Here is an 11197-nt window from a genome sequence, read left to right on the forward strand (position 1 = left end):
CCGGCAACTCACCTTGCGAAGGAGCGGCCATGCCTGCGAACGGATTCACGCGCCACGCCACGGCGTTTATCACGGTCACCCTGCTGGCGTTGCTCGCCGGTTGCGGCACCCAGCGTGGCCAGACGTCACCGCCGCCCCCTCCGGACCTGGTGCGCAGTGAGATCGTGCGGCTGTTGCCGGCGGGCGTGGCAGACCGTCAGGGATGGGCGACGGACATCTACACCGCGTTTGAAACGCAGAAAATCGATCCCACCGTCGAGAACCTCTGTTCAGCGGTGGCGGTGACCGAGCAGGAATCGAATTTTCAGGTCGACCCGGCCGTGCCGGGGATGGGCAAGATCGCTCAGGACGAAATCGATCGCCGGGCAAGCAAGGCGCACATTCCCAACCTGCTGGTGCGCAGCGCGCTGGACATCCGCTCGCCCACCGGCAAGACCTATAACGAGCGATTGAACGCCGCGCGCACCGAAAAAGACCTCAGCGCGATTTTTGACGATTTCATCGGCATGGTGCCGCTTGGGCGGACGCTGTTCGGGAACTTCAATCCGGTGCACACGGCCGGACCGATGCAAGTCAGCATCGACTTCGCCGAGCGTCAGGCGCAGGGTTATCCGTACCCGGTTGACGGCTCGATCCGACATGAGGTGTTCAGTCGTCGCGGCGGGATGTACTTCGGTATCGCCCACCTGTTGGGGTATCCGGTCAGCTATGACAAACCGATTTACCGTTTTGCCGATTTCAATGCCGGCTGGTACGCCAGCCGCAATGCAGCGTTTCAAAGCGCGCTGGCGCGTGTGTCGGGCAAGCGCCTGGCGTTGGATGGCGACCTGATCAGCTACGGTTTTGGGCCGTCATTGGGCCAGACCGAGTTGGCCGTTCGCAGCTTGCACACGCAACTGGGCATGCGCAATCCGACGATTCGCAGCCAGCTGGAGAAGGGCGAGACCCTCGCGTTCGAGGACACCGATCTCTATAAACAGGTGTTCGCCCTGGCGGACAAGGCAGCAGGCAAACCGCTGCCGCGAGCCATTTTGCCGGGTATCGTGCTGGAAAGTCCGAAGATCACCCGCAAGCTGACCACGGCCTGGTTTGCCCAGCGCGTTGAAGAGCGCCGAGTGCGCTGCATGACGCGGGCTTCGGGGAAGCTCAAGTAGCGGCAGTCGTCATTGGCTCGACGATCCACACGACCGCTGGTCCAAATCTCGGCACCCCTTGGCGATGCGCTTCTCGAAACTGTAATTGCCCTGCACATCAGGGCCTTTACAGCAGAGGTGCCTATGCCAGTCGATTCTGAATTCCCCACCAGCGTCCCGCCCGTTACTCCTACGTCTCCCGCTGAAGCCGATCTGGATCCGGATGCCATGGATGACGAGGACTTTCGCGAAGAACAGCAACGCGAGGAAGACAAGCAGCAGCGCCCGGTCGACTGGGACGAGCCGCCTTCGGCAGACGTGCCGCCCGTAGACGAACCCACACCGCTTTCCGATGACTTGCGCTAGCACAATACCGTCGGGCTGCCGGAGCGGGGTCAATGCCCTGTCTTCGGCTTTTTTGAGTCCGCATTTTCAAGGAGCCACTGGTTTTGAGTCTTGACCCCGTTAGTCCCTCCATCATTACGAGCAGCACCGGTGGCCCGTCCGTTCCGGATACACAAGCGGCCGAAGCGTTGTTGTTCGGTTCCCCCAAGGACCGCCTGGATTTCTACCGCAAAGAAATCCAGTACGAAACCGCCATTCTCTCCAACCGCACCAACGCCTATCTGTCTGCCCAGTCGTTTCTGGTGATCGCATTCGCCTCGTCGATGGCCAACCTCAACCCGGAGTGGGGCAAGTTGTTCACGTTGGTGGTGCCGCCTTTTCTGACGTTGTTGGGTCTGATCAGCTCGATGCACGCCTGGCCGGGCATTCGTGCAGCGTACGAGATCATCGACCACTGGCACTTCAAACAAAGCCAGTTGTTGCACAGCCAGCCTGCGATGGGGCTCGCCTATGACGATTCCCCCTTGTTCTGTGAGCATGAATCCAGCGAGAAGGGTTATCGCAAGTCGTTGTTGTTTTCCATGCGTACGCCTTGGTTGTTCAGCGTGTTCTGGTTCCTGCTCGGCGCATTCTCCATTTATGCGCAAACCACCGACATGGCCTTTTGAGTCAGCCCGTCGATGCAGCAGATGTGCGTAGCGTCCACACGGGAAGTGTGATTCAGCGCACATCGATGTCACGCTGGGCGCGAGGCATTCGAAGCCGTGACTACACTGGTTTATCGGTCTGGTATCAGGCGGGCAAGCGGGTGCCCGGCTTCAATTGACATGGAGGTGGTGAAATGCTGTTTACCCCTGAATTGCGCAGGACCCTGGAAAGTGCGTTCCTGCCCCTGGCCTGTGAGTGCACGCTCATGCCGGGCGGTGCGCTGATGGTGAAAATCTTCGAGCCCCAGACCGGCACCGTGGCGATGCTGGTCGAAAACGTGTCCATTGCCAATGTGACGACCATGCGTGGGGTCGCAGAGCTGGTGGCCGAACTGCGTTACGACTTGCGAACCTGTGTCACGCCGTTTGGTTCGACCCCTGCCTTCTTCGCGGCCTCTCGCGGTGCATGAAGCCTACCAGTACCGGTTCGAAGCGCCCCTGCGTAAATTATCTACACTTTCGACGGAACCTTTGTCGAGCGGTGATGTTATCTTGACACCAAAGGTAGGCGGAGGTATTTCGTCTCCATCGTTTGGCGTTAAAAAGCGCTTTGCATTTAACAGGTTAGGGAATGCCTCTCGGAACGGAGAGACTGTCTGACCGGTTTTCTTGTGCCCGCCGTCGCCGAATCACCACCGTATCGAAACGGCGTATACAACATTCAGGAGCCAACCCTATGGCAGTACTGCAGCAAACCACCGTCGACGCTCTCCGCCGTGCCGAAGCCCAGTTGTCCGAGCGCTGGCTGGCGGACCTTGAAGCCAGCGGCGCCACGCGCAATCTGAAGACCGAAGACCTGCATCAGCAGGCATCGGAGTTTCTGCATTTGCTCACCGCCGTGCTGGAAAAGGGTGGTTCGCACAGCATCACGACCGCTGAATGGGACGAGACGCGGCAGTTTCTGGAAAAGCTCTCTCATCAGCGGGCATTGGCCGGACAGGACTCGCAGCAGACCGCTCATTTTATCTTCGCGCTCAAAGGCGCGGTGTTTGCGCTGTTGCAACACACGTACAGCGAGCAGCCTGCGTTGCTCGCCGAACAGCTCTGGGAAATCTCCCAGTTGCTGGACACCTTGGGCATGCACACCATCCGCACCTTTCAGAAATCCCGCGAATCGGTGATCAAGCGTCAGCAGGAAGAACTGCTGGAGCTGTCTACGCCCGTGGTCAAACTGTGGGACGGCGTGCTTGCCCTGCCGATGATTGGCACCCTTGACTCCCAGCGCACGCAAGTGGTGATGGAGTCCCTGCTGCAACGGATCGTCGACACCGGCTCGGAAATCGCGATTATCGACATCACCGGCGTGCCGACCGTCGATACGCTGGTCGCCCAGCACCTTCTCAAGACCGTCACCGCGATCCGCCTCATGGGCGCCGACTGCATTATCAGCGGCGTGCGTCCGCAGATCGCGCAGACCATTGTTCATCTGGGGCTGGACCTCCAGGGTGTCGTGACCAAAGCCAACCTGGCCGACGCGCTGGCGCTGGCACTGCGCCGTCTGGGTCTGACGGTCTCCAAGGCTGCGGTATAAGGCCATGGAGCGCATTCCAATCCTGCAAATGGGCGACTTTCTGCTGGTCACCATTCAAGTCGACATGCATGACCAGCTCGCGCTGACGCTGCAGGACGACTTGTCCGAGCGGATCAGCCGAACGTCGGCACGGGGCGTACTGATCGATATCTCGGCACTGGACATGGTCGACTCGTTCATCGGTCGCATGATCGGCATGATTTCGGGCCTGTCGCGCATCATGGATGCCGAGACCGTTCTGGTCGGCATGCAGCCTGCCGTCGCGATCACGCTGGTGGAGTTGGGCATGACGCTGCCAGGCGTCAGCACTGCGCTGAATGTCGAGCGAGGCATGACGCTGTTGCGTGAGCGGGCCTATTCCCGATGAACGTGCGCAGCAGCGGCACCCAAGGCATTCATATAGAGCAGGATGTGGTGCTGGCACGGCAGCTGGCGCGCAAACTGTCGCAAGAGTGTGGCATGCGTCTGATCGACCTGACCAAGCTGGTGACGGCGGTCAGCGAACTGGCGCGGAACACCATGACCTACGGCCGTGGCGGCGACATGGACTGGCAAATCATCGAGGACGGCGCCCGTACTGGTTTACGCCTGACGTTTCGAGACGAAGGCCCCGGGATTCCCGACCTGAAGCTGGCGATGACCGACGGCTGGACGTCTGGCGGCGGATTGGGACTGGGCCTGACCGGGGCCAAGCGGCTGGTCGACGATTTCGAACTGGAAACGGCGCCCGGCGCGGGCACGCGAGTGACGATCTGCAAATGGACCTGAGATTGCACAGTAGCCTGACGCACGTGCTGCCGATCGAAGACAGCAGTCAGGTAGGGTTTGCCCGAAGGGCCGCGCAGAGACTCGCAGAGCAGTCGGGGTTCGATGACACGGACGCCGGTCGCGTGGCTTTGGTGGTCACTGAACTCGCCAGCAATATCCTCAAGCATGCCAGCAATGGTGAACTGCACCTGCGTGTGCTGCCGGGAAGTCCGCTGGGTATCGAGGTCATTGCCATTGATCGCGGTCAGGGTTTCGATCTGCAGGATTGCATGGCCGACGGGTTTTCCACGCGCGGCACGCAGGGCATCGGGCTGGGCTCAATGTTGCGTCAGGCGCAGGTATTCGACGTGCATACTGACACCAGCGGTACCGTGCTGCTGACGCGATTTTATCCCCGTCATTCTGCGGTCAGGGACCTGCGCGTGGGCGTGACCCAACATTCACTGCACGGCGATCCGGCCTGTGGCGACGCTTGGGAACTGGCAATCAAGGGTTCGCACGTGAGCATCCTGATGATTGACGGCCTTGGCCATGGCCCGGAAGCCGAAGACGCGGCAAAAGCCGGCGCCACCGCGTTCAATCGTGAGCCCTTTGCCGACCCGGGCGTATTGCTCGAAGAAATTCACCACGACATGCGCGGGACGCGCGGCGGCGCGGTCGCGGTGGCGCAATTCAATGGCGAGCAGGACCAATTGCGCTTTATCGGCATCGGGAACATCGGCGCCACGTTGATCACCGAGGACAAACCGCGAGGCCTGGTGTCACACCCCGGCATCGTCGGCCTGCAGTACCGCAAGGTTCCGGTGGTGGACCACGTTGATTGCACCGGGAAGTTGTTGATCCTGTACAGCGACGGTCTGCAATCTCGATGGAATCTTCGCGACTATCCAGGTCTGATGTACCGACACCCGGCGATTATCGCGGCCGTGCTGCATCGCGATTTTAGCCGGGGCAGGGATGACGTGACGGTACTGGTGATTGTTCTGGAGACGTTTGATGACTGACAACGCTGTCGACGGTGCCCCTGAGGCGTGCGCGGAGCTTTTGCAACTGCGAGAGGAGGCGGCAGCGCTGCGTGCCGAGCTTGATGAAACCAATCAGGGGGTTCTGGCGCTCTATGCCGAACTCGACATGCAGGCAGATCAGTTGCGTCAGGCGTCGGATCTGAAAAGCCGGTTTCTCTCGTACATGAGCCATGAGTTTCGAACGCCGCTGGGTTCGATTCTGAGTATCGCCAGCCTGCTGACGGATGAGCTGGACGGCCCGCTCAGTCCGGAGCAACACAAGCAGGTTGCGTTCGTCCGGACTGCCGCTCGCGAGCTCAGCGACATGGTCGATGACCTGCTCGATCTGGCGAAGATCGAGGCGGGGCGCATCAGTATTTCGGCCGCGTGGTTCGACATGCTCGACCTGTTTTCGGCCTTGCGCGGCATGTTCCGACCGATTGTCGACACCTCGGCGGTGGACCTGATTTTCGAAGAGCCGATGGGGCTGCCCCGGCTTTACACCGATGACAAGAAACTCGCGCAGATCCTGCGCAACTTCATCTCCAACTCCTTGAAATTCACCCAGCGCGGCGAGGTCCGTATCTCCGCCCGGCTGGAAGGTGAACATGAAGTGCGTTTCGCCGTCACGGACACCGGCATTGGCATTCCTGCCGAGCTTCACGGCGCCCTGTTCGAAGACTTCGCGCAAGTCGACTCCCCGTTGCAAAAGCGCCTTCGGGGCACCGGGTTGGGGTTGTCGCTGTGTAAACGATTCGCCGAGCTGCTGGGTGGTCGGGTTGGCCTGGAAAGCCAGCCTGGCGTCGGCTCGACGTTCTTTGTGGTCATCCCGTTGGCGTTGGCGCAGGAGCACGTTGATGAAAGCTGAAACCCGGTTGCTGATCGTCGACGACAACGCCGCGACGCGTTACGCGCTGCGTCGGCGAATGGAGCGCCATGGGTTCACAGTGCTGGAAGCGGGAACCGGTACCGAAGGGCTCAACCTGATCGCCGAGCAGATCCCGGACGCCTTGATTCTCGACGTCAACCTGCCGGACATGAGTGGCTTCGACATCGTCCGCCAGTTACGCGCCGAGCCGCGTACGGCGTTGCTGCCAGTGGTACACGTGTCGGCGGCGTCGATCCAGACCGGCGATATCGTCACGGGCCTTGAGGCGGGCGCCGATGCCTACCTCGTGCATCCCGTGGACGCCGACGTGTTGCTGGCAACCCTTCGAACGCTGCTGCGTGTACGCGACACCGAATTTGCCCTGCGCGAAAGCGAGAACCGTTTCCGCGAGATCTTCGTCAATGTCTCGGCGCCGATTGCCGTCATGGACGGTCATCTCAAGGTCCATGAATGCAACCACGCGTTCGCGCGTCTGATTGCACAAAGTTTTACCGAACAGTCCGTACTCAAGTGTTTTGCAGATGAGCAAGACTCCGTCATCGCCGGTCTGCGCGAGGCACTCGTCTCGGGAGAGCGCTGGAAGGGCTCACTGAGCATGCTGGTCGAAGGAGACCTGCGGGAAACGGAATGGCAGGTCTCGCCGTACCGTGCGACCGAATTAAGCCTAGTGTTCATCGAGGACCTCACCGAACACCGGCGCCGCGAACAATCCCATCTGCAACAACTGGACTCGGTCAACAACCAGTTGGCGCACGAGGTCGCGGAGCGTGCAAGAACCGAGCAACAGTTGCTTCAGGCGCAGAAAATGGATGCGCTCGGCCAGCTTACGGGCGGCATCGCGCACGATTTCAACAACCTGTTGACCGGTATCGTCACGGGTCTTGAACTGATCAAGAAACGCACCGAAGACGGGCGGCCCGAAAAAGTCCTGGCCTACGCCGATGCAGCGCTGGCCTCGGCCAGGAGTGCGGCGACGCTGACCCATCGATTGTTGGCATTCGCACGTCAGCAACCGCTGGATACACGTCCCATCGACGTGAATCAGAATGTCCGCTCTCTGGAGGACCTGATCAGACGAACCGTGGGCAAGCGCATCGGACTGACGCTTGAGCTGACCTCTCGCAGCGCGGTGGCGATGGTTGATTCCGGCCAGCTGGAGAGCTCAGTGCTGAACCTGGTCATCAACGCGCGTGACGCGCTGCCGCAAGGCGGTAACATCTGGATCAGCACGTACGAGGCCTATTCCCAGGGGAATTCACGCCTGGAAGACGGCCCGTACATTGCGTTGACGGTTCGAGACGACGGAGCGGGCATCGAGCACCACCTGATCGACAAAGTGTTCGACCCGTTCTTCACCACCAAACCGATCGGGGAAGGCACGGGCCTTGGGCTTTCCACCATTTACGGTTTTGCGCGCCAGACTGGCGGAGACGTGCACGTGCGCAGTGTCGTGGGGCACGGTACGGAAGTCACCTTGATGTTACCGGCTGCTGTCGATCAGACGGCAGTGCCGCCAGAACTGCCGGACAGTGTCGAACTTGGCGCGGGCGAGCATGTCCTTATTGTCGAGGACACAGCGTCTGTGCGCATGTTCGTCAATGAAATCCTGACCGACGCTGGCTACCGCTGCACGCAGGCCGGTGACGTGTCGACAGCGCTGTCGATGGCAGAGCATGACCCGTCAATCGATCTGTTGCTGACCGACGTCGGCATGCCGATGATGAACGGTCGGGAGCTGGCGCAACGCGTGCGTGTCTGGCGACCGGAGGTGCCGGTGCTGTTCATGACCGGTTACGCTGAAAATGCCCTTAACCGACAGCACTTTCTTGGGGAAGGCATGGACATGATCACCAAGCCGTTTCAAATGGTTGAATTCCTCAATAAGGTGAGGAAGATGCTGGATGGCTGACCCGTCAACCGGACATCCAGCGCAAGATGTACATATGGACGCGTAACATTTGTTAATCTGCGCGCCAATTCATTCGGTGCCAGCCATCGGGCACACACCTTCGGCGATTGTTTGCGAGACTCGCGGAAGGTGAAGGAGATCTAGTTTTGACCCTCAGCCAGGAACTTCACCAGAGCGCGATCGACAATTGCGCCCGTGAACCGATCAAGATTCCAGGCAGTATTCAGCCTCAAGGCTTTTTGCTGGTGATCGATGAGGCGACGATGACAATCGGTCAGGTCAGCGCCAACGTCGGCCGTTGGCTGGGGCTGGAACCCGAGACGCTCATCGGTGCGCCACTGACGCGGGTGTTCGACGACTGCCAGGATCTGCTGGCCCGGCTGGCCGCGCTGCCAGAGGAAGACCAGAACCCCTTTCATGTGGGCGATGTGCGCTTTCTTGAAGGCAGTCGTGCAGGTTTGCCAACGGCGATGATGGTTCATCGGCACGATCAGGTGTTGATTGCCGAGTTCGAGCCTTCCAGCGACATGACGACGGCCTACGGCAACGTCTACCCGCTGATGCGCACGTTCATCAGTCAGATGGAAGAGTCCGAAAGCATCGACGCGCTGTGCCAGCGCTCGGTGTCGGAAGTCAAACGCATCACCGGTTTTGGCCGGGTGAAGTCCTACCGCTTCGACGCCGAGGGCAATGGCCGGGTAAACGCCGAGATCGCCGACGCTGACTATCCGAATTATCTGGGTCTCAGTTTCCCGGCCTCCGATATCCCCTCGCAGGCGAGGGCGCTTTATCTGGCGAACCGCATTCGTGTCATCGAGGATGCGAACTATCAGCCGTCGCCCCTGATCCCGGCCAACAACCCGGTCACCGGCGCCCCGCTGGACCTGAGCTTCGCAACCCTGCGCAGCGTATCGCCCGTGCATTTGCAGTACATGCGCAACATGCAGACCCTCGCCTCGATGTCGATCTCCATCGTCGTGCGCGGGCAGTTATGGGGGTTGATTTCCTGTCACCACGCGACGCCTCGCTCCGTGAGTTTCCAGACCCGTACCGCCTGTGAGCTGCTGGGCAGCGTCCTGTCCCTGCAGATCGAAACCAAGGAGGCGCAGGCCAAAACCGAACGCATGCTCAGCTTGCGTCGGCAAATCGTACAGATGCTTGCCGCGATGGCGGATCTGGACAGCGTGACCGGTGGCCTGCGCTCGATGCCTGAGGTGCTGCTGGCCTTCGTCGAGGCCACCGGTGCTGCGGTGATCTCAGACTCGACGCTGGATGTGTACGGCGAAACCCCCGACCGGGAACAGATTGAGGCGCTGACCCGATGGCTCAGCCAGCGGGATACGCACGAGGTGTTCCAATCCGATAACGTCGGCCGTGACATTCCCGAGTTACCCCGGTTGAGCCAGTCGGTCAGCGGGGTGCTGGCCATGGCGATTTCCGAGCTGCATTCCAATTACATCATCTGGTTCCGCCCCGAGCAGACCCGGGTCGTGGACTGGGCCGGTGAACCGGAGAAGGTTATCACCGACAGCGGTTCCCTCAGCCCGCGTCATAGCTTTGCACGGTGGCGGGAAACCGTCCGCGGTTTTTCCCGGCCGTGGGACGAACTGGACACCGAGGGCGTGGTGGAATTACGCGCAGCGGTGTTGGGTATCGTGCTGCGCAAGGCGGAGGAAATGGCCTCCCTGGCTGAGGAGCTGAAGAAATCGAACAAGGAACTCGAAGCCTTCTCCTACAGCGTGTCCCATGACCTGCGTGCGCCGTTGCGGCATATCGCCGGTTACGCCGAACTGTTGGGGGATATCGAGGGCAGCAAGCTGTCCGCCCGTGGGGTGCGTTTCCTGGAGAACATCGGCGAGTCGGCGCGGTTCGCTGGCACGCTGGTGGATAATCTGCTGAGCTTCTCGCAGATGGGGCGCTCGGCCATGCGGTACTCGCAGGTCGATCTGAACGCCATGGTCGATGCCATCCGTAAGGAAATGCAGCCTGATTATGAAAGCCGCGACTTGCAATGGTCGATTCCCGAACCGTTGCCAGTGGTGATCGCCGACGCCGCATTTTTGCATCTGGCCATGCGCAACCTGTTGTCCAATGCCATCAAGTACACCCGCAATCAGGCGGCTGCCGTGATCGAGATCGGCAGCTACGAGGAGGACGGCCAGGTGGTGGTGTACATCCGCGACAACGGTGTGGGCTTCGACATGGAATACGCGGGCAAACTGTTCGGCGTATTCCAGCGTCTGCACCGCATGGAGGAATTCGAAGGCACCGGCATCGGGCTTGCCAGCGTGCGCCGTATCATCGAGCGGCACGACGGTTCGGTTTGGGCAAACAGCCAGTTAGGGCAAGGAGCCACTTTTTACTTTGCGCTGCCAAAGCGCAGTCTCAGCGTAACCCTTTGAGTGTCCGAGGAGACGCCCAATGTTAAAACCCATTCTGCTGGTTGAAGACAATCCCAACGATCTCGAGCTGACACTGGTCGCTCTTGAACGTAGCCAGTTGGCCAACGAAGTGATCGTGTTGCGAGACGGCGTCGAAGCGCTGGATTATCTCTTCCGGCGAAATCAGTACCAGGACCGTGTCGCGGGTAACCCGGCGGTGCTGTTGCTCGACCTGAAACTGCCCAGGCTGGATGGCCTTGAAGTCCTCAAGGCGATTCGCGAAAGCGACGAACTGCGCAGCATCCCTGTGGTGATGCTGACGTCCTCCCGTGAAGAACCCGATTTGCAACGCGCGTATTCGTTGGGAGTGAACGCTTACGTCGTCAAACCGGTCGAATTCAAGGAATTCGTCTCGGCAATCTCCGATCTCGGGGTTTTCTGGGCCGTTCTCAACGAGCCGCCGCCAGGCTCCCTGCGACTGGCACGCCGCCCGGGCTCTTGATTCGAGCGCTGATCCGGTCTGTGCTGTC

12 protein-coding genes are annotated in these 11197 nt (G+C 60.4%); all 12 read left to right on the forward strand.

Going from position 1 to position 11197, the window contains the following annotated elements; all coding sequences use genetic code 11:
- Positions 1-29 precede the first annotated feature (29 nt).
- Positions 30-1154, forward strand: a complete 1125-nt coding sequence (locus tag ABDX87_RS26050) for a DUF1615 domain-containing protein (RefSeq protein WP_346830473.1) — start codon at positions 30-32, stop codon at positions 1152-1154.
- Positions 1155-1277: 123 nt separating this feature from the next.
- The gene (locus ABDX87_RS26055) at positions 1278-1499 is read left to right on the forward strand and encodes a hypothetical protein (protein WP_346830474.1); all 222 of its coding nucleotides are present in this window, start codon (positions 1278-1280) and stop codon (positions 1497-1499) included.
- Between the two features lie 110 nt (positions 1500-1609).
- Entirely contained in the window at positions 1610-2146 is a 537-nt protein-coding gene (locus tag ABDX87_RS26060; protein WP_346833618.1) for a hypothetical protein, read from the forward strand.
- 173 nt (positions 2147-2319) lie between these two features.
- Positions 2320-2595 (forward strand): DUF1652 domain-containing protein, encoded by a 276-nt coding sequence (locus tag ABDX87_RS26065; protein ID WP_346830475.1) that lies wholly within the window; start codon positions 2320-2322, stop codon positions 2593-2595.
- A gap of 266 nt (positions 2596-2861) precedes the next feature.
- Entirely contained in the window at positions 2862-3716 is an 855-nt protein-coding gene (locus tag ABDX87_RS26070) for an STAS domain-containing protein (RefSeq protein ID WP_346830476.1), read from the forward strand.
- A gap of 4 nt (positions 3717-3720) precedes the next feature.
- On the forward strand, positions 3721-4083 hold the full coding sequence (locus tag ABDX87_RS26075) for an STAS domain-containing protein (RefSeq protein WP_346830477.1): 363 nt from the start codon (positions 3721-3723) through the stop codon (positions 4081-4083).
- The gene (locus ABDX87_RS26080) at positions 4080-4484 is read left to right on the forward strand and encodes an anti-sigma regulatory factor (RefSeq protein WP_074756768.1); all 405 of its coding nucleotides are present in this window, start codon (positions 4080-4082) and stop codon (positions 4482-4484) included. The genes ABDX87_RS26075 and ABDX87_RS26080 overlap by 4 nt, the downstream gene beginning before the upstream one ends.
- Positions 4475-5488, forward strand: a complete 1014-nt coding sequence (locus ABDX87_RS26085) for an ATP-binding protein (protein ID WP_346830478.1) — start codon at positions 4475-4477, stop codon at positions 5486-5488. Before ABDX87_RS26080 ends, ABDX87_RS26085 begins: the two co-directional genes overlap by 10 nt.
- Complete coding sequence (locus ABDX87_RS26090) at positions 5481-6356, forward strand: sensor histidine kinase (RefSeq protein WP_346830479.1); 876 nt, start codon at positions 5481-5483, stop codon at positions 6354-6356. Before ABDX87_RS26085 ends, ABDX87_RS26090 begins: the two co-directional genes overlap by 8 nt.
- A complete protein-coding gene (locus tag ABDX87_RS26095) occupies positions 6346-8286 on the forward strand; it encodes a response regulator (protein WP_346830480.1) in 1941 nt (646 codons plus the stop codon). The genes ABDX87_RS26090 and ABDX87_RS26095 overlap by 11 nt, the downstream gene beginning before the upstream one ends.
- 146 nt (positions 8287-8432) lie before the next feature.
- On the forward strand, positions 8433-10688 hold the full coding sequence (locus ABDX87_RS26100; RefSeq protein ID WP_346830481.1) for an ATP-binding protein: 2256 nt from the start codon (positions 8433-8435) through the stop codon (positions 10686-10688).
- A 19-nt stretch (positions 10689-10707) separates the two neighbouring features.
- Positions 10708-11169 (forward strand): response regulator, encoded by a 462-nt coding sequence (locus ABDX87_RS26105; RefSeq protein ID WP_346830482.1) that lies wholly within the window; start codon positions 10708-10710, stop codon positions 11167-11169.
- Positions 11170-11197: the final 28 nt, after the last annotated feature.

It is taken from the genome of Pseudomonas abietaniphila (assembly GCF_039697315.1).
In the GTDB taxonomy this organism is placed as follows: Bacteria; Pseudomonadota; Gammaproteobacteria; order Pseudomonadales; family Pseudomonadaceae; genus Aquipseudomonas; species Aquipseudomonas abietaniphila_B.

Bases quoted from the DNA above. Each gene is read 5' to 3' on its own strand.
- ABDX87_RS26050 (WP_346830473.1), top strand. From the start codon at position 30: ATGCCTGCGAACGGATTCACGCGCCACGCCACGGCGTTTATCACGGTC.
- ABDX87_RS26055 (WP_346830474.1), top strand. From the start codon at position 1,278: ATGCCAGTCGATTCTGAATTCCCCACCAGCGTCCCGCCCGTTACTCCT.
- ABDX87_RS26065 (WP_346830475.1), top strand. From the start codon at position 2,320: ATGCTGTTTACCCCTGAATTGCGCAGGACCCTGGAAAGTGCGTTCCTG.
- ABDX87_RS26070 (WP_346830476.1), top strand. From the start codon at position 2,862: ATGGCAGTACTGCAGCAAACCACCGTCGACGCTCTCCGCCGTGCCGAA.
- ABDX87_RS26075 (WP_346830477.1), top strand. From the start codon at position 3,721: ATGGAGCGCATTCCAATCCTGCAAATGGGCGACTTTCTGCTGGTCACC.
- ABDX87_RS26080 (WP_074756768.1), top strand. From the start codon at position 4,080: ATGAACGTGCGCAGCAGCGGCACCCAAGGCATTCATATAGAGCAGGAT.
- ABDX87_RS26085 (WP_346830478.1), top strand. From the start codon at position 4,475: ATGGACCTGAGATTGCACAGTAGCCTGACGCACGTGCTGCCGATCGAA.
- ABDX87_RS26090 (WP_346830479.1), top strand. From the start codon at position 5,481: ATGACTGACAACGCTGTCGACGGTGCCCCTGAGGCGTGCGCGGAGCTT.
- ABDX87_RS26095 (WP_346830480.1), top strand. From the start codon at position 6,346: ATGAAAGCTGAAACCCGGTTGCTGATCGTCGACGACAACGCCGCGACG.
- ABDX87_RS26105 (WP_346830482.1), top strand. From the start codon at position 10,708: ATGTTAAAACCCATTCTGCTGGTTGAAGACAATCCCAACGATCTCGAG.